Raw genomic sequence first — 20,041 nt, forward strand, 5'->3', positions numbered from 1 at the left:
GTTGCTACTCTCATGCCAGCGGCTGCTTCGGAGTGGGTCGCGTCCGATGCCGGAGGACGGCCTAGCCTCCCCAATGACTGATCTACTCACTGATCGCGACGGACCGCGCGACGAATGTGGCGTGTTCGGGATCTATGGTCCCGGCCACGACGTCGCCCGCCTCGCCTACTTCGCGCTCTACGCGCTCCAGCACCGTGGACAGGAGTCCGCGGGAATCGCGACGACCGACGTCGGCGGCAACATCATGACCCTGCGCGACCTCGGGCTCGTCTCGCAGGTCTTCGACGAGCAGAAGCTGCGCGCGCTGCCCGGCGACATGGCGCTCGGCCACGTGCGCTACTCGACGACCGGCTCCTCGACGTGGGAGAACGCGCAGCCCGTCTACCGCTCGGACCGGCGCGAGATCGCGCTGGCGCACAATGGCACCCTCATCAACGCGGTCGAGCTGCACGGCGAGCTGCGCGAGCGTGGCGTCGCGTTCCGCTCGACGTCGGACTCGGAGATCATCGCCGCGCTGCTCTCGACGCACGAGGCGGAGAAGATCGAGGACGCCGTCGCCGACGTGCTGCCGCGCCTCAGAGGCGCCTTCTCGACTGTCGTGATGACCGACGACAAGGTCGTCGCGTTCCGCGACCCGCACGGCCTGCGCCCGCTCGTGCTCGGCATGCTCGGCGACAGATACTGCGTCGCGAGCGAGTCGTGCGCGCTCGACATCATCGGCGCGAGACTGCTGCGCGACGTCGAGCCCGGCGAGGTCATCACGATCACCGACGGCGCCTTCTCGACGCGGATGGTGGTCGAAGGCGAGCGCAAGGCGTTCTGCGTCTTCGAGTACATCTACTTCGCCCGCCCCGACTCGTTCATGGGCGGCACCGTGCTGCAGGGCGCGCGCGGGCGGATGGGCGAGCTCCTCTCACGCGAGGCGCCGGTCGACGCCGACCTCGTGATCGCGGTGCCGGACTCCGGCAACCCGGCCGCGCGCGGCTACTCGCGCGCGAGCGGCATCCCGCAGGACGACGGCTTCGTCAAGAACCGCTACGTCGCGCGCACGTTCATCCAGCCCGGGCAGGAGCTGCGTAAGCACGGCCTCAGACTGAAGTTCAACCCGATGCCCGAGATCGTCAAGGGCCAGCGACTGGTCGTCGTCGACGACTCGATCGTGCGCGGCAACACGACGCGCCAGATCGTGCAGATGCTGCGCGAGGCCGGCGCGAAGGAGGTCCACCTCCGCATCACCGCGCCCGCGATCCGCAACCCCTGCTACTACGGCATCGACATGTCCACGCGCGAGGAGATGGTCGCGCACGGGCGTGACACCGAGGAGGAGATCGCCGCCGAGCTGGGCGCCGACTCGCTCCACTACCTCTCGCTCGACGGCGTCTACGAAGCCGTCGGCGTCACGCGCGAGACGCACTGCGACGCCTGCTTCAGCGGCGAGTACCCGCTTCCCGGCACGCCCGGCGCGCAGGACAAGCACGCGTTCGAGCACGGCCTTCCGCTCGTGCGTGCGTAGCGGCCGCGCGCGCCGCTAATCTGGCGCCCCCGTGATCGCTGCGACCGACCCCCGCGAGGCGCTGCACCGGCACTTCGGCTTCGACGACTTCCGCCCTGGGCAGGCCGCCGCGGTCGGTGCCGCGCTCGACGGCCGTGACGCGCTCGTCGTGATGCCGACGGGCGCCGGCAAGTCGCTCTGCTACCAGCTGCCGGCGCTCGTCCGCGACGACCTGACGCTCGTCGTCTCGCCGCTCGTCTCGCTGATGCAGGACCAGGTCGAGAGCCTCGCGCGGATCGCGCCGGGCAGCGTCGCGCTGCTCAACTCGCAGCAGAGCGCGGCGGAGAACCGCGTCGCGCTGGCGCGCGCCGTCTCCGGCGACCTGCGGCTGCTCTACGTCGCGCCGGAGCGGTTCGCCTCACCCGGCTTCGTCGCGCAGATCGAGCGCGCGCGGATCGGTCTCTTCGTCGTCGACGAGGCCCACTGCGTCTCGCAGTGGGGCCACGACTTCCGGCCCGACTACTTCCGCCTCGCCGACGCCGCGCGCTACCTCAGAGCGCGCGCGATCATGGCGCTGACGGCGACCGCCACGCCGCGCGTCGCCGACGACATCGCCGCGCGGCTGGGGCTCGCCGAGCCGGTCAGGGTGACGACCGGCTTCGACCGCCCGAACCTCAGCTTCGCCGTCGTCCCGTGTCGCTCCAAGCAGGACAAGCACCGGCGCATCGCGGCCGTGCTGCACGACCTCGAATCGCGTCCGGCGATCGTCTACGCCGGCACCCGCAACGGCTGCGAGGAGTTGGCGCGCTCACTCGGCCGCACGCTGGAGCTGGACGTCGCCGTCTACCACGCCGGCCTGCCGCGCGACCGCCGCGCCGCCGTCCAGCGCGCCTTCATGGCGGGCGACACGCCGATCGTCGTCGCCACGAACGCGTTCGGCATGGGCGTCGACAAGGCGGACGTGCGGACCGTCTGCCACGAGACCGTCCCGCAGTCGGTCGAGGCGTACTACCAGGAGGCCGGGCGCGCCGGGCGCGACGGCAGACCGGCGCGCTGCCTGCTCTTCTCCGAGTCGCGCGACAAGGGCCTGCACGTCTTCTTCATCGAGCGCACGCAGGTCGAGGACGCCGCCTTCGGCGCCGTCGCGCGCAGAATCCACCGGCAGGCGGGCGACAACGGCCGCTACGAGCTGGACCTCGGCGTGCTCGCCGACGTCGCCGGCTGCGACCGCGACCAGGCACGCGCGATCGTCGGCCACCTCGCGCGCGCGGGACTCGTGCAGCCGGCGCCGTCGCCGCCGGACCGCACGATCGGCCGGCTCGTCGGCAGCTGGGATCGCAGCGCGCTGCTCGCCTGCCGCGAGTCGGCGGGCGAGGCGCAGCGCGTGCGCTGGCGCCAGTACCGCTCCATCTGGGCGTTCGTCGAGCAGCGCAGGTGCCGCCGCGGCGCGCTGCTGCGCCACTTCGGCGATCGCGCGAGACCGCTGACCGCGCGCGGCGTGCCGTGCTGCGACGTCTGCCGGCCGGAGATCGCGCCGGGCCCGGCGGCGAGAGCGGGCGGGTCATCGGCGCGCGACAGCGTGCGGCAGGCGGGCAGCTCGCGGGGGACCGTCGGCCTCGACGAGACGATCCTGGAGCTGGTCGCCTCCGCCGAGCCGCCGGTCGGCCGCGCCCGCGCGGTCGAGATCCTGCGCGGCAGCCGCTCGAAGGCGATCGACGAGCATTCCTACGACGGCCTGCCCGCCTACGGCACGTTCGCGCACCTGCGCGGCGAGGAGGTCATGCAGCGCGTCGACATGTTGAACGCGAGGGGCGCGCTCCCGCGGCTGAGGAGGAGCACCCGTGGCTAGCGGCCATCCCGAGACCTTTCCGATCGCCGTGCTGGCATCCGGCACCGGCTCCAACCTGCAGGCGATCCTCGACACCGTCCACCTCCGCGACGGGATCGAGGTCGTCGGCGTCGGCTCCAACGTCGCCGGCGCGCCGGCGCTCGCACGAGCCCGCGCCGCGGGCGTCGCGACGGCCGCCTTCCCGCTCGACGAGCACGCCGACCGCGCCGCGCGCGACGCCGCGCTGGCCGACTGGATCGCGGCGCGCGGGGCGCGCCTGGTCGTGCTCGCCGGCTACATGCAGCTGCTGACGCCCGGCTTCCTCGCGCGCTTCCCGCACGCGGTCGTCAACGTCCATCCGGCGCTGCTGCCCGCGTTCCCCGGCCTCAGAGCGGTCGAGCAGGCGCTGGAGCACGGCGTGCGCGTCTTCGGCGTGACCGTCCACTTCGTCGACGAGGGCGTCGACACCGGGCCGATCATCCTCCAGCGGGGTGTCGAGCTGCCGCGCGCCGCCGACGCGGCGGAGGTGTTCGAGCACATTCACACGATCGAGCACGAGCTGCTGCCGGAGGCGATCCGCCTGATCGCCCGCGGGGCCGTGCGGATCGATCCGGCGAACCCGCGCCGGGTGCTGCTGGGTCCATAACCCGGGGCGCGCGAGCGGCCCGCTTCGCCTATCCTCGTCTGCCGTGTCCGAAGGAACCGAGACTCCGAACGCGCCGTCGCCGACCGCCCCTGGGCAGGTCGAGATCCGCCGCGCCCTGCTGTCCGTCTCCGACAAGACGGGGATCGTCGAGTTCGCCCGCGGGCTCGCCGACCTCGGCGTCGAGATCGTGTCGACCGGCGGCACCGCCGGCGCGCTCGCGGACGCCGGCATACCGCACCGTTCGATCACCGATTTCACGGGCTTTCCGGAGATCATGGACGGGCGCGTCAAGACGCTGCACCCGAAGCTCTACGCCGGCCTGCTGGCGGTCCGCGACGACGAGAGCCACCTCGCCGCCGCGCAGGACGCCGAGGTCGAGATGGTCGACCTCGTCTGCGTCAACCTCTACCCGTTCGAGCAGACCGTCGCGCGCCGCGGCGTCGCCGACTCCGAGGTGATCGAGAACATCGACATCGGCGGTCCGACGATGATCCGCGCGGCCGCGAAGAACTTCGCCTTCGCCGCGCCGGTGGTCTCTCCCGAGGCGTACGACGCGATCCTCGACGAGCTGCGCGACAGCGGCCGCAAGCTGTCGCTGACGACGCGCGAGTCGCTCGCGGCGGAGGCGTTCGCGTACACCGCCCGCTACGACACGGCGATCGCGCGCTGGTTCGCCGAGAAGCGCGGCGACGACTTCCCGCAGCTGTTCGTGCGCGCGTTCGAGAAGGTCACCGACCTCTCCTACGGCGAGAACCCGCACCAGCGCGCCGCCTACTACGCGCAGGTCGGCTCGCCGACGCACCTGCTCTCCAACGTCCGTCAGCTCGGCGGCAAGCCGCTCTCGTTCAACAACCTGCTCGACCTCAACGGCGCGCGCCTGCTCGTGCGCGAGTACGGCGCGCCGGCGTGCGTGATCGTCAAGCACAACAACCCGTGCGGCGTGGCGACGAGCGACACCCCGCTCGACGCGTACCAGCGCGCCTTCGAGTGCGACCCGATGTCGGCGTTCGGCGGCATCGTCTGCCTCAACCGCCCGGTCGACGCGCCGTTGGCCGAGGCGCTCGTCAGACAGTTCATCGAGGTCCTGTTCGCGCCCGGCTATTCCGACGAGGCGCTCGAGATCCTCTCCGTCAAGCAGAACATGCGCGTCCTGCAGGACGACGAGAACCTGCCGCTGCACCTCGCCGAGCCCGACCTCAAGCAGGTCGTCGGCGGTCTGCTGGTGCAGGACCGCGACCTCGACACGCAGGAGCGCGCCGAGATGACGGTCGCGACCAGACGCGAGCCGACCGACCGCGAGTGGTCGGAGCTGCTGTTCGCCTGGCGTGTCTGCAAGCACGTCCGCTCGAACGCGATCGTGCTCGCGAGAGACAACGCCTCGGTCGGCATCGGCGCCGGCCAGATGAGCCGCGTCGACTCGGTCCGGATCGCGGTCGAGAAGGCGCGCGAGGGGTCGGTCACCGGAGCGGTGCTCGCCTCGGACGCGTTCTTCCCGTTCGCAGATGGGCCGGAGCCGGCGATCGCGGCGGGGGTCACGGCGATCATCCAGCCGGGCGGATCGATCCGCGACGACGAAGTCATCGCCGCCGCCGACGCAGCCGGCGTCGCGATGGTCTTCACGAGCCGCCGCCACTTCAAGCACTAGTCCGCCGCGGCCTCGTTTTCCACTCTCCTCGCGAGGGTAGGAGCAGGCCGCCGGAGGCGCACGGGCGAGCATCAGCTTTCTCAGGCTGTGCGCCGCCCGTCATCCGGTCATGACGCAACCACGCCACAGACACGTGCAGCCGACGCCGTTCGGCCTCGACGAGGAGCGCCTCGACGCGCACGGCATCTCCGTCATCGCCGTGCAGGGCGAGCTGGACCTCTTCACCGCGCCTGAGCTGCGGGAGCGTCTGCGTGAGCACATGGACGACCCCGAGCCCGCCGACGACCTCGTCGTCGACCTCTCCGGCTGCGCGTTCGTCGACGCCAGCGGCTGCCAGGCGCTGCTGCGCGCCGCGCGTCAGCTGACCGCCGTCGGACGACGGCTGGCGATCGTCAACACGAACCCCGGGAACACGCGCATCTTCACCGTGATGGGCCTCGACGAGCTGTTCCCGATCGTCGCGACGCGCGCTCAGGCGGTCGACGCGCTGCGCCACCGTTCCACCTGAGCTACAGCGATCGCATCCCCCTGCCGATAGGGACGGGGTGATGCGTCAGGATCCGTCGTGAGCCCGCGCCGTCGGCGCATGCCGATCGCGCTGCTCGGCATCGTCGTGCTCGCGCTCGCGACGATCGCCGGAGCGTACGCCTCCGCCCGCCACGAGCGCGCGATCGTCGACGACCGCCAGGAGGAGCTGCACACGCGCGCGGTCTCCCTGCTTGGGCTGACGATGTCGACAGCGGGCGCGCGGTTGACCGACCTCGCGACGCTGATGTCGATGCCCGGCGCCTCGCGCTCGGAATTCGAGCTGGTCGGCGGCCGGTTCCTCGGCAGAGCGAGACTTGGCGCGCTCTGGTTCGTGGGTCGCACGCCCGGCGAGGTGCGCGGGAACGTGCCGGAGCGCTACCCGCTCAGATACGCGCTGACCAGCCTGCCGGGCCCGCGGGAGGGGTACGACCTTGCCGCCGTACCCGCCCATCGCGTCGCGCTGCGCGCCGCGATGGAGCTGGGCGAGACGCAGGTGACGCCGGTCGTGCGGATGCCCGGCGCGAGGTGGACGACGCTCGCGTTCGCCGCGCCGGTCTATCGCGGCGGGGCGATCCCGCCGACCGTCGACGGGAAGCGCCGGGCGACGATCGGCTACGTCGTCGGCGTCTACTCGGCGACGACCATCCGCCTCGCGATCGGGTCGCTCGTACCGAGCGGGGTTCCGTACGGGCTCCGGCAGAGCGGCAGCTGGATAGCGGGCGAGCCGCCGTCGGGCGACGCGCTCACGACCAGCTTCCAGAAGGGCGGCCATACGTGGGTCCTCGCGATCGGACGACCGGAGCCGAGCAACGCGGTGACATGGGCGATCGCGATCTCGGGGACCGTGCTGACGATCGCGCTCGGGCTGCTGATCTGGCAGGCCGCGCGGCGTGAGCGCTACGCGCTGGACCTCGTCGAGGAGCGGATGGCCGAGCGCGACCGCGCCGAGGCGGAGCTGCGTGCGGCCGAGCAGCGCCACCGGCTGCTCGCCGACAACGCGACCGACATGATCCTCGTGTTCGACCCGAGCGGCGTCGCGACCTATGTGTCGCCGGCGTCGCGGGAGCTGATGGGCTACGACCCGGAGGAGCTGGTCGGGCGCCAGCCGCGCGAGTTCGTCCATCCCGACGACACCGACGAGGTCGTCGGCGCGCGGACGCGCGTCGCCGAGCAGGGCGGCACGATCACCGTCACGAGCCGGATCCGGCATCGCGACGGACGCTACGTGTGGATCGAGGCGCGCGTCCGCGGCGTCGTCGACCCGGCGACGGGGGAGATGAAGGAAGGACAGGCGATCGTCCGCGACGTGAGCGAGCGCGTTGCCTCGGAGGCTGCGCTGCGTGAGAGCGTCGAGCGCATCGCGGCGGCCGAGCAGCGCTTCCGCACGGCGTTCGAGGCGGCCCCGATCGGGATGGCGCTCTCAGACCTGGAGGGTCGCTTCATCCAAGTCAACGACGCCCTCTGCGCGATCACCGGCTACACGCGCGAGGAGTTGGAGGAGATGAGCTTCGGCGAGTTGAGTCACCCCGCCGACGTCGAGCGCGAGGCCGAGATGATGGCGAGCCTGCTGTCCGGCGAGCAGAGCACGTACTGGATGGAGAAGCGCTACGTCGACGTCGTCGGTCAGGTCGTATGGGTGGCGGTGCACGCGACGCTCGTACGTGCGGCCGACGGCAGTCCGCAGCACTTCCTCGGCCAGATTCAGGATGTCAGCGAGCGCGTCCGCTACGAGGCCCAGCTGCAGCACATGGCGGATCACGATCCGCTCACGGGGCTGCTCAATCGCCGGTCGTTCGAGCGTGAGCTCAATCAGCATATTCACCGTGTCGAGCGCTATGGAGCCGAGGGTGCGGCGCTCGTGCTCGACATCGATCGCTTCAAGCACATCAACGACACGCTCGGCCACAACGTCGGCGACGAGCTGATCGTCAAGGTCGCGCAGACGTTGCGCAGCCGCCTGCGCGACAGCGACGTGCTCGCGCGGCTCGGCGGCGACGAGTTCGCTGTGCTGCTGCCGAAGGGCGGTCAGCAGGAAGCGGAGGCGGTTGCGGAGTCGATCCTCGCGTCGGTCCGCGCGCAATCGGTGCTGACGACCGCCGGCCGGCGGCGCCCGATCACCACGAGCGTGGGGATCGCCCTGTTCGGCGAGACCGGCGGCCTGAGCGCCGAGGACGTGCTCGTCAACGCCGACCTCGCGATGTACGACGCGAAGGAGGCCGGCCGCGACCGCGCGGCGACGTTCTCCTCACAGGAGCGCGGCGCGTCGAGGATGAAGGCGCGCATCACGTGGGCGGAGCGGATCCGAGACGCGCTCGAGGAGGATCGCTTCACGCTGTACGCGCAGCCGATCGTCGAGCTGCGCAGCGGTGCCGTGCGTCAGCACGAGGTGCTGCTGCGGATGCTCGACGAGCAGGGCGAGGTGATCCCTCCGGCTGCGTTCATCGGCGTCGCGGAGCGATTCGACCTGATGCAGGAGATCGACCGCTGGGTCGTCGCGCGCGCGATCAAGGAGATGGGACAGCAGCGCCGCGCGGGGCGCGACCTGGTCTTCGAAGTCAACATCTCTGGGGCCTCGACGGGCGATCCGGACCTGCTGACGATCATCGAGCGCGAGCTGCGTGAGAACGAGATCGACCCGATCAATCTCGTGCTCGAGGTGACGGAGACGACAGCCGTTGCGAACATTCCGCGGGCTCAAGAGTTCGCTGCGCGGCTCGCCGAGCTGGGGTGCCGCTTTGCGTTGGACGATTTCGGCGCCGGCTTCGGATCGTTCTACTATCTCAAGCATCTGCCGTTCGACATCCTCAAGATCGACGGCGAGTTCGTCCGCTCCTGCACCACGAGTCAGACCGATCAACTGCTGATTCGCGCGGCGGTGGAGATCGCCCGTGGAATGGGCAAAGAGACGATCGCCGAGTATGTCGGCGACGACGAGACAGTTGAGTTGCTGCGCACGCTCGGCGTCGACTATGCGCAGGGATTCCACCTGGGCCGGCCGGCCCCGCTGGAGCAGCGACTTGCTCGCGATTGCGTTCGATCCTGAGCTTTCCCTCACCAATCAAATTCGTAACGGGACCACGCCACGTTGGGGAGTTGAAGCTGCAGGGGGTTCAATGTAGCTGCGCTGGTTGGTAGCCTTGCTATTACCCCCTCGTCTCACCAGGAGTTACGTACATGGCAGATCTCGTCGGGCAAATTCAGCGTGACATCGAGAAGCGCCTCAGAGAGCTGCGGCCGCTGATCGAAGAGAAGGAGCAGTTGGAGGCGGTTCTCGCCGCCCTCTCCGGCGATCACACCGGCAACGGCTCCAGCAGCGCGAGCGCGGCGCGCCCGCGCGCGCGGGCAGCGGCCTCCGCCGCACGGGCGCCGTACGCGGGCGGCAAGTCCCGCCGTGCCCCGCGTGGCGCGAACCGCGAGGCGATCCTGAAGGTCGTCGGCGAGCGGCCCGGCATCTCGGCCTCCGAGGTCGCCGAGATCACCAACATCGCGAAGCCGACGGTCCACACGACCATCTCGCAGTTGAAGCGCAAGGGAATACTGGAGCCGGAGGGCGCGAACGGCGTCCGCCTCGCCGAGGCGTCCTGAGCGACCCCCAGGGCGCGTGGCGGGCCGGGAGCCCGCCGGATGCGCGCCCTGGGACTCGAACCCAGCCCGCCGGATTAAAAGTCCGGTGCTCTAACCCGATGAGCTAGACGCGCCCCTCCATGGTCGCACGCTCGGCGATTCGGCGCAGCCAACTACAATGTCCGTCCCGGCCCGCTCTGCCCCCATGGTGTAGCGGTTAGCACGCCAGCCTTTCACGCTGGTAGCGGGGGTTCGATTCCCCCTGGGGGTACCTCAGAAAGCCTCGCCTCGCGGCGGGGCTTTCGTCGTCTCGGGCCCGCCGGCCGTGCCCGGAGGCATGGTCGCGCCCGGACAGGTGGCGCGCCGGCGCTCGCGGCTGCGGCGCCGGTCCGAGCGACCGCGCTGAGCCTGCGCTCGGCGCGCTCGGCGTTCTCCCTCGACGCGGGCGCGGGCAGGCGCCGCCGGGAATGGGTGCGTGGCGACACGCGTCCGGGTCGGGACCCGGACGCGCGACGATCAGGCTGCTACGAGCTCACGCTCCGCGGCCGCCTCGGCCTCGGTCGCGACATGGCCCGATCCGGCGAGGTGCTGGTGGGACGGGCAGTAGCCGTTGACCGGGTTGGGGAACCGTTGACACGGCGTCCCCTTGCGCGTCAGCGCGCGACAGTTGAGGCGGTTGCCGGCGAGGTCGTAGCCCGTCGCGAACTGGCGCGTGAGCTCCTCGTCGGCGCGGGCGAGGTAACGCTCGACGACGTCGCGCATGCGGCGCTGCTCGTCGAGCGGGAAGTACGGCCGCAGCTCGCGGATCAGCGCCCGCGAGGGGTTGGCGAAGTAGTAGCGGTCGGTGCCCATCCGGGCCAGCGTGCCTTCGCATGCCCGCAGTACACGGACGTGGTAGACCGCTGCCCCGCCGGGGGCGGACGCAGGGGGGGCGACGATGCCGTCAGCAAGGGCTCGATACATCGCGCGACTGAAGTGGTAGAGCACGGGTTCTCTCCTCTGAGTAAAAGCGCGCGTTCAGCATAGACCAAATTGGCCGAGGTTTCCTCCCAGTGGTGGGGGTCGATGCGACGTAACCGTTAGCGGCCGTCCGGTCTGCTGGCGATCCCGCGCAGCAGCATGTCCCAGAAGGTGTGCGCGATCTGGCGGGCGCTGAGGGGTCCGCTCGCGTCGTACCACTGGTAGGCCCAGTTGCACATGCCGAAGAGGGCGAGCGTGGCCATGCCAGGATCGACAGGGCGGAACGCGCCCTGCTCGACCCCGTCCCGGATCGTGGCGCGCACTTCCTCCTCGTAGCGCTTGCGCTTGCGCGAGATCGCCTCGTGCGCGTCGGGCGGCAGCTCGCGGTGGTGCTCGAAGAAGACGCGGACGTGGCCGCGGTGGGTCTCCATCAGCTCGAGGATGTCCTCCATCGTCTCGAGCACCAGCTGGTCCGGACGCATGCCCAGCGCCGCGCGCCGCTGCTGGCGCTCGATCAGCAGGTCGAGGAACTCGTCGTGGATGCACGCGAGGATCTCGTCCTTCGAGCGGAAGTAGTGGTAGAGGGTCGTCTTGCGGATCCCGACCGCTGCCGCGATGTCCTCCATCGAGGCGCTGTGGTAGCCGCGGGCGTCGAACAGCGCCGCCGACCGCTCGATGATCTCGGCCCGCCGCTTGGGCGGCCGTCTGGTCGCCGCTCTGCCGTCGGCGGCGGGCGTGTGCGAGTGCGCTGGCATGGCCGCCGCAGCGTACCACCGGACCACGCGGTCGGGCTGAAAATGCCTTGACGACGGAGTCTGTGCGTGTTAGGAATCGTAAGAACCGACCGATCAGTCGGGTCTTTGCGAGAGAGAACGGAACGCCTCATGCATGAGAGATCCCCCGCCGCCACCCTCGACCAGCTCGCGCTGCCCTCGCTCACCGGCAAGGTGGCGTGGGTGACCGGCGCGAGCCGCGGCATCGGGCGTGTCATCGCGCTCGCCCTCGGCGCGGCCGGCGCCGACGTCCTGTTGAGCGCCCGCGACGGCGACCGGCTCGCGGGCGTCGCCGGCGAGCTTCGCGCGCTCGGGCGAGAGGTCGAGCTCGCGACGGGCTCGGTCGAGGACGCCGACGACGTGCGCCGGGCGGCCGACCACGCGGGCGAGCGCTGGGGGCGGGTCGACGTGCTCGTCAACAACGCCGGGATCTGCCCCGACTTCAAGCCGGCGGAGCACGTCGCCGAGCACGACTGGAGCACGGTCCTCGACGTCAACCTCCACGGCACGCTGCGCTGCTGCCAGGCGGTCCTGCCGCTGATGGAGCCCGTGGGCGGGAGCATCGTCAACGTCTCGTCGGTCCACGGCAGCCGGACGCACGAGCGGCTGGCCGCGTACGCGGCCAGCAAGGCCGGCGTCGAGCGGCTGACGCAGACGCTCGCGATCGAGTGGGCGCGGCGCGGCATCCGCGTGAACGCTGTCGCGCCCGGCTACGTCGAGACCGACTTGACCGCCGGACTGCTCTCGCATCCGCACTGGCGCGAGCGAATGTTGGCGCGTACGCCGCTGGGCCGCTTCGCGACGGCGACCGAGATCGCGCTGCCGGTCGTCTTCCTGGCTTCGGGCGCCTCCTCGTACGTCACGGGCACGACGCTGCAGGTCGACGGCGGCTGGACGGCGCAGTGAGCGCGCCCGAGCTGGACCCCGAGGTCGCGGCGCTCGCCGCCCGCACGGCGGAGTTCGTCCGCGACGTGGTGATCCCGGCCGAGCCGCGCGACCGCTCCGAGCACGGCCTCGACGAGACGCTGCGCGCGGAGCTGCAGACGGCGGCGCGCGCCGCCGGGCTGTTCGCGCCGCACGTCCCGCGCGACCTCGGCGGGCTGGGGCTCGACCTGCGCGGCCAGGCGGCGGTCTTCGAGGCGGCCGGCTACAGCCTGCTCGGCCCGCAGGCACTCAACTGCGCGGCGCCGGACGAGGGCAACATGCACCTGCTGGAGGTCGTCGCCACCCCTGCGCAGCGCGACCGCTACCTGCGGCCGCTCGCCGCCGGGGAGACGCGCTCGTGCTTCGCGATGACCGAGCCGCCGCCGGGCGCGGGCTCCGACCCCGCGATGCTCGGCACGACCGCGGAGCGCGTCGACGGCGGCTGGGTGATCAACGGGCGCAAGCGCTTCATCACCGGCGCCGTCGGTGCGGCGTTTACGATCTGCATGGCGCGCACCGGCGAGCGGATCGACCGCGGCGAGGGCGCGACGATGTTCCTCGTCGACGCCGGCAACGACGGCTGGCGCGTCGAGCGGGTGATGGAGATGATCGACCGGGCCTTCCCCGGCGGCCACGCCGAGGTCGTCTTCGAGGACTGCTTCGTCAGCGACGAGGCGGTCCTCGGCGAGGTCGGGCTCGGCTACCGCTACGCCCAGGTGCGGCTGGCGCCGGCGCGCCTGACGCACTGCATGCGCTGGCTGGGGCTCGCCCGTCGCGCGCTCGACGACGCGCTCGACTACGTCGCCGCGCGCGAGGCGTTCGGCGCGCCGCTCGGCGAGCTGGGGATGGCGCAGCGGATGATCGCGGAGTCGGTGATCGACATCGAGAGCAGCCGCGCGCTGATCTGGCACGCGGCCGGCGTGCTCGACGGCGGCGCGCACGGGCGTCACGAGTCGTCGGTCACGAAGGCCCACGTCGCCGAGGCGGTCAACCGCGTCGTCGACCGCGCGGTGCAGCTGTGTGGCGGCTGGGGCGTCTCGACAGAGGGGCGGCTCGGCCGCTACCTTGCGGAGCTGCGCCCGTTCCGCATCTATGACGGCCCCACCGAGACGCACCTGTGGGCGATCGCGCGGCACGCGCTGCGGGTGCGCGCCGGCGAGCGGGACGCGGAGGTTCGGGGATGACCGCCGTCTCTGCCGGCGACGTCGTCGCCACGCACGCGCAGGCCGCCGCCTGCGAGCGCCCGCCGCTGCTGATCCTCGACCCGCTGCGGGAGTTCCTCGACGCGCGCGGCCTCGGGGCCGGCACGCTGCGGGCCGAGCCGCTCGGCGACGGCCATTCGAACGTCACGTACCTGATCGAGCGCGACGACCTGAGCGTCGTGCTGCGCCGTCCGCCGCGCCCGCCGGTGGCGCCCTCGACGCACGACATGCTGCGCGAGGCCGGCATCCTGAACGCGATCGTGCCGGCAGGCGTGCGCGCGCCGGTCGTGCTCGCGACCTGCGACGACGAGGCGGTGATCGGCGCCGTCTTCTACGTCACCGAGCTGCTCGACGGTCACGTGATCACGCAGGTGGTGCCGCCGTCGCTCGACACGCTCGCGGACCGGCGCCGCATCGGGCTGGAGCTGGTCGACGCGCTGGCCGAGGTGCACGGCGTCGACGTGCACGCCGCCGGCCTCGGGGGTCTCGGCCGCCCGGACGGCTACCTCGCACGGCAGCTGCGCCGCTTCGGCGAGCTCGCCGTCCGCGGTGCGACGCGGACGATCCCGGAGCTCGAGCAGGTCCGCGGCTGGCTGGAGGCGGCGCTGCCGCGGCACAGCGACGCGACGCTCGTGCACGGCGACTTCCGGCTCGGGAACGTGCTGTTCGCTCCCGAGTCGCCCGCGCGGCTCGCGGGGATCCTCGACTGGGAGATGGCGACGATCGGAGATCCGCTCGCGGACGTCGGGTACCTGCTCGCCACGTACGCGCGCCCCGGCGAGCCGTGGAACCCGATGCTGGCGTTGTCGGAGGCGACGCGTGCGCCGGGCTTCCCCGAGACGGGCGAGCTGCGCGACCGCTACGAGCAGCGCAGCGGCCGCTCGACCGCCGGGCTGGTCTTCTACGAGGTGCTCGCGCTGTGGAAAGCGGCGATCTTCCTGGAGGTCTCCTACCGCCGCCACCTCGCCGGCACGACGGACGACCCCTTCTTCGCGCGCCTCGACGAGGGCGTCCCGCTGCTCGCGCGCGAGGCATGGCGCCGCGCCCGCGCCGCCGGCTGATGACCCGGCCGGGATGGCGCCGCTTCGGCGCCGCATCCGCGATCCTTTGAGGAATGGACGTAGAGGACACTCGGCGGTACGCCGATCTTTGGGCGCACGTCGAGTCGGAGACGTCGCGACGGCTGCTGCTCGCGGCGCTGGACGCCTTCGCCGACCACGGCTTCGAGGCCGCGACGACACGCGACATCGCCAGACGCGCCGGCATGAGCCCGGCTGCCGTCTACCTGTACTACCGCTCGAAGGTCGAGCTGCTGGAGAAGATCATGAGGATCGGCCACGAGTCGGTCCTGCAAGAGGTGATCGACGCGATGGACGGCCACGTGAGCGCGCCCGATCGCACGGCCGCGTTCGTGACCGCCTTCTCCTCGTGGCACGCCCGCTTCGCGACGCTGGGCCAGGTCACCGCACGCGAGCTGCGCGCGCTGCCGCCTGAGCGCTTCGGCGAGATCCTCGCGCTGCGGCAGGCGACCGAGAGGCTCGTCGCCGACGAGCTGGAGCGCGGCGCCGCCGAGGGCGAGCTGCACGTCGACGACCTGCAGGGGACGGTCCGCGCGATCCTGTCGCTCGGCGTCGACTCCGCCCGTTGGTACGCACCGCAGCGCGGCGGCGACCCGGAGTCGATCGGGCAGCTGCACGCCGACCTCGTGCTGCGCATGCTGCGGTGACGGAAGAGCGGCCGCGCTACGACGCGATCGGCGGCGGCTACGCGCGCCTGCGGCGTGAGGACCCGCGGATCGCCGCCCGCCTGCTCGCGGCGCTCGGCCCCGCGCGCAGCGTCGTCAACGTCGGCGCCGGAGCCGGCTCCTACGAGCCGCGCGACCGCCACGTGATCGCGATCGAGCCGAGCGCGGTGATGGCCGCCCAGCGCCCGCCGGAGCTGGTCCCGGCGATCGCCGCGAGCGCCGGCGCGCTGCCGCTGTTCGACGGAAGCGCCGACGCCGCGATGGCGGTGCTCGCGATCCACCACTGGGACGCCGAGCAGGAGGCGGGCGTGCGCGAGCTGCGCCGCGTAGCGCGCGGACCAGTCGCGCTCCTGACGGTCGACGCCGCGGTCGCGGGCGAGATGTGGCTCGTGCGCGACTACCTGACCGAGGTCGCGGAGCTGGACCGGCGCATCATGCCGCCGATCGACCGCCTCGCCGGCTGGCTCGGCGGTGACGTCCGCGTCGAGACGGTCGAGGTCGCGCGCGACACGCCGGATTGGACGCTGATGGCGTTCTGGGCCCACCCCGAGCGGGTGCTCGACGCGGCGGCGCGGGCGGCTACGTCGGGCTTCGCGCGGATGGACGAGCACGTCGTCGCGCGGGTCGTGGCGGATGTCGAGCGGGACCTCGCGGACGGTACGTGGGACGAGCGCAACGGCGCGCTGCGGGCGCTCGACTCCTACGACGCAGGGCTGCGGCTGGTCGTCGCCGAGCGCTAGGCTCGCGCGCATGGACGAGATCGTGCCGGGCCTCCACCACTGGACCGCGTTGCGCGAGACGATCGGCGAGACGGTTCACTCCGCCTACTTCGCCGAGGCGCGCACGCTGGTCGATCCGATGCTCCCGCCGGAGGGTCTCGGCGCGTTCACCGGTCTGCCGAAGCCGGAGGTGATCGTGCTCACCAGTCGTCATCACCGTCGGCACAGCAACCGCTTCGTCGACGCCTACGGCTGCAGCGTCGTCGCGCACGAACGCGGTCTCAACGATCTGCGGGACTCGCCGTTCGTCGTGCGCGGATTCAAGCCCGGCGACGAGGTCGCGCCCGGTGCGACGGTGGAGGAGGTCGGTGTGCTCTGTCCCGACGAGAGCGCGCTGCACGTCGCGGTCGGCCCTGGTGCGCTCGCGGTCGCCGACGGTGTCATCCGGCGCGCGGACGGCGAGCTGGGGTTCGTCCCGGACCAGCTGCTCGGCGACGATCCCGCCGCGGTCCGGCGCGGGCTCGCCGAGGCCTATCTGCGGATCTGCGACGCGCGCGAGTTCGACGTGCTGCTGCTCGCGCACGGCGCGCCGTACGCGAGCGGAGGGCGCGAGGCACTGCGCGCGTTCGCCGCGGCGAACGCGTAGCCGTCAGCGCTCGCGCGGCGGGCGCTCAGCCGATCTCGTCGACGAGATCGGCGACCGATCTGACGATCCGCGACGGGCGGAACGGGAAGCGCTCGGCCGCCTCGCGCGTGGCGACCCCGGACAGCACGAGGATCGTCTCCAGCCCGGCCTCCAGCCCGGAGACGACGTCGGTGTCCATCCGGTCGCCGATCATCGCGGTCGTCTCGGAGTGGGCGTCGAGCGCGTTGAGGGCGGAGCGCATCATCAGCGGGTTCGGCTTGCCGACGAAGTACGGCTCGACGCCCGTCGCGCGGCTGATCAGCGCGGCGACCGAGCCGGTCGCCGGCAGCGGCCCTTGGAGCGAGGGGCCGGTCGCGTCCGGGTTGGTCGCGATGAAGCGCGCGCCGGCGACGATCAGCCGGATCGCGTGCGTGATCCGCTCGAAGCTGTAGGTGCGCGTCTCGCCGAGCACGACGTAGTCCGGCTCGCGCTCGGTCAGCGTGTAGCCGTTCTGGTGCAGCGCGGTCGTCAGGCCGGCCTCGCCGATCACGAACGCGGAGCCGTGGGGGCGCTGGTCCTGGAGGAACTGCGCCATCGCGTTGGCGGAGGTCCAGATCGACTCCTCCGGCACGTCGAGCCCGCTCGCCCGCAGCCGCGCGGAGAGGTCGCGGCGCGTGTAGATCGAGTTGTTGGTCAGCACGAGGAACGGGATCTCGCGTTCCTTCAGGCGGCCGAGGAAGCCGTCGGCGCCGGGAATCGCGCTCTCCTCGTGGACGAGCACACCGTCCATGTCCATCAGCCAGGATCTGATCTCGCGGCGTCTGCTCATGAGGGGCATGGTAGTCGGGCCGGGGTCGGCGCCGGCTCGCGGATACCATCCCGGGGAACGCGGGCGGTTAGCTCAGTTGGTAGAGCACTCGCCTTACAAGCGAGAGGTCGCCGGTTCAAGCCCGGCACCGCCCATCCGCCCGCGCGTCGCACCCGCTGCGGACCTTCGTGCGCAACTCGTCGCACACGTGTCTTGTTCGGTGCGCGTGCGCCGCGCGAGGCTGGTGCGATGACCTCGAACGACACGATCCTGGGCGTCGTGCTGCAGCACGACGAGCCCGACTGGGCGCCGATCCTCGACCTGCTCGGCAGCGAGCTCGTCGACTGGTTCATGTGGATGCACGAAGCGGCGCTGGACGGAGGCGGGCGAGTGCATGCGTACAAGCACACCGCGACGCGCCGCTATCTGCACATCACTGGCGACGGACGGGCGTTCGACTACGTCGGCTACTGCACGTACGCGCCGATCCGGCTGTCGCGCGCGATCGACCTCGCGTTCGAGGGATGGGGGGAGCAGCGGCCGGATCCGGCGGACGTGGCGATGCTGGAAGCGGCGCTCGAGCGCGCGCTCGAGCGTCCGGATCCTGGCTAGGGCCGCGTCGGCGGGCCGATCAGCGGCGTCCGCACCGGCGTCGCGGCGCCGACGAGCTGGACGAGCCCGTTGCCTCCGACGAACTCTGCGAAGGACGAGCCGAGCGTCCAGTTGTTGGCGAGCCAGACGTTGCCGGTGGCGTCGATCTGCACCGCCGTCATGTGCTCCATGCTCGCGCTCTTGTAGCCCGTGCGCGCGGGTGAGATCTTCGCGCCCACGCTGCGCGCGCCCGGCGGGCATGCGCTCGCGCGGACACCGCACAGCTCGGTCACGTTGGCGCCGAGGAAGCCGGTCACCCAGACGTGGTCGGCGCCGTCGACGGCGATGCCCCAGCCGCCCTCGACGCTGCCCAGGCCGAGCGGCGAGTCGGCGGAGACGCGGCCGTCCGGCAAGATCCGCGTCACCGAGCGGCTGACGAGGTTCGCCACCCACTTGTTGCCGCTGCTGTCGACGGCGAGCCCCTGCGGCGAGGCGAGGCCGCCGCCGGTGATCGGCGAACGGGCGGTCGGTCTGCCGTCGGGCAGCAGCTCGGTGACCGATCCGCGTCTGGGGTCCTCCGCGCCGTTGGTGACCCAGACGTGGCCGCGCGCGTCGACCTGGATGCCGAACGGCTTCGAGATGCCGCCGCCTCTGATGTTGCGCGCGGCGCGCGGGTTGCCGCGCGGCAGCAGCGTGACGCTGTCGTTGCCGAAGTTCGCGACCCAGATGTTGCCGCGCTGGTCGGCGGTGATCCCCTGCGGTCTGCTGTAGCCGCCCTGCGTGAAGCCGCCGCGCGGCGACAGCGCTCTCCCGTCCGGGGTGAAGACGCTGACGCTGTCGCCGCCGAAGTTGGCGAGCCAGATGCGCCCGCGCCCGTCGATCGCCGTGCCCCAGCCGGGGCCGCGCACACCGCCGCCCGTGCGCGGGCTGCCGAGCGTCGGCTGGCCGCCTGGGTCGAGCACGGACAGCTCGCGGCCGGCGGTCGTCCCCGGGATCTGGAAGTTGTTGCCGATCCACGCGTTGCTGTCGCGGTCGAACGCCATCCGCCCGGGCGCGTTCATCCCGCTGCCGGTGAAGACGAGTGCAAGGATCCACGAGCCGGGCGGCGCGCTGAGCGCCGGCCTGTAGCCGTCGTCGCCGGCGCGTCTGGCGACGCCGAAGATCGCCCGCGCGTGCTGGGACGGATTGCGCGCGATTGCGACGACGGCCGCGAGCGTGTCGGCGGGGCGCGCGCCGCCGCGCGGGCGTGCGGCGTCGAACAGCGCGCGGCAGTCGGCGGAGCTGCCGGTCGTGCACGCGGCGAGCGCGGTGGCGAGCGTGTTGAACGTCCGCAGCACCTCGGTCGCGAGCCCGTTCGGCGGGTTGGAGACGACGAAGCTGACCTTGCCCGCGCCCGACTCGTAGAGGTTCGCGGCGCTGGCGGCCGCGTTCGGCATCCCCGGCGACGGGCCGCTGATCTGCGCGCCGTCGATGAAGCGGGCGAACGCGTAGGCGCCCGCGACGGTGCTGCGCTCCTCGACGTACACGGTCGTCGGCGTCGAGCCTCCGCGGCCGGCGATCGACAGGAGCCGGACGCCCGCGGGCAGCGCTCTGCCGCCGACGCTGCCGCCGTCGGCGACGGCGTAGAGCGGGCTGCCCGCGGCGGGCGTGCGGTAGGTGACCGCGGCACTGCCGTCGCTGCCGGTTCTCGCACGCCCGGCGACCGTCGCGCTGCGCGCGCCGGCGGCGAAGAGGCGGACCGACGCTCCCGTGACGGGGCCGGCTGCCGTCTCGACCTGGACCGTCACTCTCGCGGTCGCCGCGCCGGCGGCACCGGGCACGATCGCGGCCGCGGCGACCGCGGCCGCCGCGAGCGGCGGGAGGAAGCGTGCGAGCCTGGACATTCCGTGTCTCACCTCCGGTCGGGCAGGGCGCGCGGACGGTATCACGCGGCACACTGGGATCCAGCGCGTGTCGCCGGACGGTGGTCGATCGCCTCGGTCTGCAACGCTT

The 20,041-nt window shown here is 72.1% G+C and carries 18 protein-coding genes and 3 tRNA genes; 16 read left to right on the forward strand and 5 right to left on the reverse strand.

Translation table 11 applies throughout. The features are described from left to right. The first annotated feature begins 121 nt into the window (after positions 1-121). The 7 genes from purF to CWOE_RS04140 all read left to right on the forward strand — a co-directional run bounded on the left by purF (position 122) and on the right by CWOE_RS04140 (position 9,724). The gene (gene purF / locus CWOE_RS04110) at positions 122-1,513 is read left to right on the forward strand and encodes an amidophosphoribosyltransferase (protein WP_236262231.1); all 1,392 of its coding nucleotides are present in this window, start codon (positions 122-124) and stop codon (positions 1,511-1,513) included. 31 nt (positions 1,514-1,544) lie between these two features. Continuing rightward, positions 1,545-3,341: a RecQ family ATP-dependent DNA helicase gene (locus tag CWOE_RS04115; protein ID WP_012932311.1), complete on the forward strand. Its 1,797-nt coding sequence runs from the start codon at positions 1,545-1,547 to the stop codon at positions 3,339-3,341. Next, positions 3,334-3,966, forward strand: a complete 633-nt coding sequence (gene purN / locus CWOE_RS04120; protein ID WP_012932312.1) for a phosphoribosylglycinamide formyltransferase — start codon at positions 3,334-3,336, stop codon at positions 3,964-3,966. The genes CWOE_RS04115 and purN overlap by 8 nt, the downstream gene beginning before the upstream one ends. Before the next feature lie 43 nt (positions 3,967-4,009). Then, entirely contained in the window at positions 4,010-5,611 is a 1,602-nt protein-coding gene (gene purH, locus CWOE_RS04125; protein WP_012932313.1) for a bifunctional phosphoribosylaminoimidazolecarboxamide formyltransferase/IMP cyclohydrolase, read from the forward strand. A 109-nt stretch (positions 5,612-5,720) separates the two neighbouring features. Then, a complete protein-coding gene (locus tag CWOE_RS04130) occupies positions 5,721-6,119 on the forward strand; it encodes an STAS domain-containing protein (protein ID WP_012932314.1) in 399 nt (132 codons plus the stop codon). A gap of 57 nt (positions 6,120-6,176) precedes the next feature. Further along, on the forward strand, positions 6,177-9,182 hold the full coding sequence (locus CWOE_RS30165; protein ID WP_148260889.1) for a bifunctional diguanylate cyclase/phosphodiesterase: 3,006 nt from the start codon (positions 6,177-6,179) through the stop codon (positions 9,180-9,182). A gap of 131 nt (positions 9,183-9,313) precedes the next feature. Further along, on the forward strand, positions 9,314-9,724 hold the full coding sequence (locus tag CWOE_RS04140) for a winged helix-turn-helix domain-containing protein (RefSeq protein WP_012932316.1): 411 nt from the start codon (positions 9,314-9,316) through the stop codon (positions 9,722-9,724). Between the two features lie 40 nt (positions 9,725-9,764). Here CWOE_RS04140 and CWOE_RS04145 read toward each other — a convergent pair. Beyond that, positions 9,765-9,837, reverse strand: a tRNA-Lys gene (locus CWOE_RS04145). Between the two features lie 65 nt (positions 9,838-9,902). Between CWOE_RS04145 and CWOE_RS04150 the strand changes: the two genes are divergently transcribed. After that, positions 9,903-9,974, forward strand: a tRNA-Glu gene (locus CWOE_RS04150). Between the two features lie 245 nt (positions 9,975-10,219). Here CWOE_RS04150 and CWOE_RS04155 read toward each other — a convergent pair. Further along, positions 10,220-10,555, reverse strand: coding sequence for a hypothetical protein (locus CWOE_RS04155; protein ID WP_201447136.1), 336 nt, complete (start codon positions 10,553-10,555; stop codon positions 10,220-10,222). A 227-nt stretch (positions 10,556-10,782) separates the two neighbouring features. Further along, positions 10,783-11,418: a TetR/AcrR family transcriptional regulator gene (locus CWOE_RS04160; protein WP_012932318.1), complete on the reverse strand. Its 636-nt coding sequence runs from the start codon at positions 11,416-11,418 to the stop codon at positions 10,783-10,785. A gap of 129 nt (positions 11,419-11,547) precedes the next feature. Here CWOE_RS04160 and CWOE_RS04165 point away from each other — a divergent pair, with 129 nt between their 5' ends. Genes CWOE_RS04165 through CWOE_RS04190 form a run of 6 tightly spaced genes read left to right on the forward strand, consistent with a single transcriptional unit; the run spans position 11,548 to position 16,671 of the window. Further along, positions 11,548-12,342: an SDR family NAD(P)-dependent oxidoreductase gene (locus tag CWOE_RS04165; protein ID WP_012932319.1), complete on the forward strand. Its 795-nt coding sequence runs from the start codon at positions 11,548-11,550 to the stop codon at positions 12,340-12,342. Beyond that, a complete protein-coding gene (locus CWOE_RS04170; RefSeq protein WP_012932320.1) occupies positions 12,339-13,544 on the forward strand; it encodes an acyl-CoA dehydrogenase family protein in 1,206 nt (401 codons plus the stop codon). Before CWOE_RS04165 ends, CWOE_RS04170 begins: the two co-directional genes overlap by 4 nt. Continuing rightward, entirely contained in the window at positions 13,541-14,623 is a 1,083-nt protein-coding gene (locus CWOE_RS04175) for a phosphotransferase family protein (protein ID WP_012932321.1), read from the forward strand. The genes CWOE_RS04170 and CWOE_RS04175 overlap by 4 nt, the downstream gene beginning before the upstream one ends. A 53-nt stretch (positions 14,624-14,676) precedes the next feature. Beyond that, entirely contained in the window at positions 14,677-15,288 is a 612-nt protein-coding gene (locus CWOE_RS04180) for a TetR/AcrR family transcriptional regulator (RefSeq protein ID WP_012932322.1), read from the forward strand. Beyond that, the gene (locus CWOE_RS04185) at positions 15,285-16,046 is read left to right on the forward strand and encodes a class I SAM-dependent methyltransferase (protein ID WP_012932323.1); all 762 of its coding nucleotides are present in this window, start codon (positions 15,285-15,287) and stop codon (positions 16,044-16,046) included. Before CWOE_RS04180 ends, CWOE_RS04185 begins: the two co-directional genes overlap by 4 nt. 10 nt (positions 16,047-16,056) lie before the next feature. Then, positions 16,057-16,671, forward strand: a complete 615-nt coding sequence (locus CWOE_RS04190) for a hypothetical protein (RefSeq protein ID WP_012932324.1) — start codon at positions 16,057-16,059, stop codon at positions 16,669-16,671. Positions 16,672-16,696: 25 nt separating this feature from the next. On the opposite strand, the gene CWOE_RS04195 is transcribed toward CWOE_RS04190, so the two are convergent. Continuing rightward, complete coding sequence (locus CWOE_RS04195) at positions 16,697-17,488, reverse strand: HAD-IIA family hydrolase (protein WP_012932325.1); 792 nt, start codon at positions 17,486-17,488, stop codon at positions 16,697-16,699. 52 nt (positions 17,489-17,540) lie between these two features. Here CWOE_RS04195 and CWOE_RS04200 point away from each other — a divergent pair. Both CWOE_RS04200 and CWOE_RS30170 read left to right on the forward strand, forming a co-directional pair. After that, a tRNA-Val gene (locus CWOE_RS04200) sits at positions 17,541-17,613 on the forward strand. Positions 17,614-17,707: 94 nt separating this feature from the next. After that, a complete protein-coding gene (locus CWOE_RS30170; RefSeq protein ID WP_012932326.1) occupies positions 17,708-18,070 on the forward strand; it encodes a hypothetical protein in 363 nt (120 codons plus the stop codon). Here CWOE_RS30170 and CWOE_RS04205 read toward each other — a convergent pair. Beyond that, on the reverse strand, positions 18,067-19,932 hold the full coding sequence (locus CWOE_RS04205) for an NHL repeat-containing protein (RefSeq protein WP_012932327.1): 1,866 nt from the start codon (positions 19,930-19,932) through the stop codon (positions 18,067-18,069). The two genes, CWOE_RS30170 and CWOE_RS04205, sit on opposite strands and share 4 nt — an antisense overlap. Positions 19,933-20,041 lie beyond the last annotated feature (109 nt).

Origin of the sequence: Conexibacter woesei DSM 14684 (genome assembly GCF_000025265.1) — a bacterium.
GTDB lineage: Bacteria > Actinomycetota > Thermoleophilia > Solirubrobacterales > Solirubrobacteraceae > Conexibacter > Conexibacter woesei.

Bases quoted from the DNA above. Each gene is read 5' to 3' on its own strand.
- CWOE_RS04205 (WP_012932327.1), bottom strand. From the start codon at position 19,932: ATGTCCAGGCTCGCACGCTTCCTCCCGCCGCTCGCGGCGGCCGCGGTC.
- CWOE_RS04130 (WP_012932314.1), top strand. From the start codon at position 5,721: ATGACGCAACCACGCCACAGACACGTGCAGCCGACGCCGTTCGGCCTC.
- CWOE_RS04165 (WP_012932319.1), top strand. From the start codon at position 11,548: ATGCATGAGAGATCCCCCGCCGCCACCCTCGACCAGCTCGCGCTGCCC.
- CWOE_RS04195 (WP_012932325.1), bottom strand. From the start codon at position 17,488: ATGCCCCTCATGAGCAGACGCCGCGAGATCAGATCCTGGCTGATGGAC.
- CWOE_RS04160 (WP_012932318.1), bottom strand. From the start codon at position 11,418: ATGCCAGCGCACTCGCACACGCCCGCCGCCGACGGCAGAGCGGCGACC.
- CWOE_RS04190 (WP_012932324.1), top strand. From the start codon at position 16,057: ATGGACGAGATCGTGCCGGGCCTCCACCACTGGACCGCGTTGCGCGAG.
- CWOE_RS04140 (WP_012932316.1), top strand. From the start codon at position 9,314: ATGGCAGATCTCGTCGGGCAAATTCAGCGTGACATCGAGAAGCGCCTC.
- CWOE_RS04155 (WP_201447136.1), bottom strand. From the start codon at position 10,555: ATGGGCACCGACCGCTACTACTTCGCCAACCCCTCGCGGGCGCTGATC.
- CWOE_RS04175 (WP_012932321.1), top strand. From the start codon at position 13,541: ATGACCGCCGTCTCTGCCGGCGACGTCGTCGCCACGCACGCGCAGGCC.
- CWOE_RS04180 (WP_012932322.1), top strand. From the start codon at position 14,677: ATGGACGTAGAGGACACTCGGCGGTACGCCGATCTTTGGGCGCACGTC.
- CWOE_RS30170 (WP_012932326.1), top strand. From the start codon at position 17,708: ATGACCTCGAACGACACGATCCTGGGCGTCGTGCTGCAGCACGACGAG.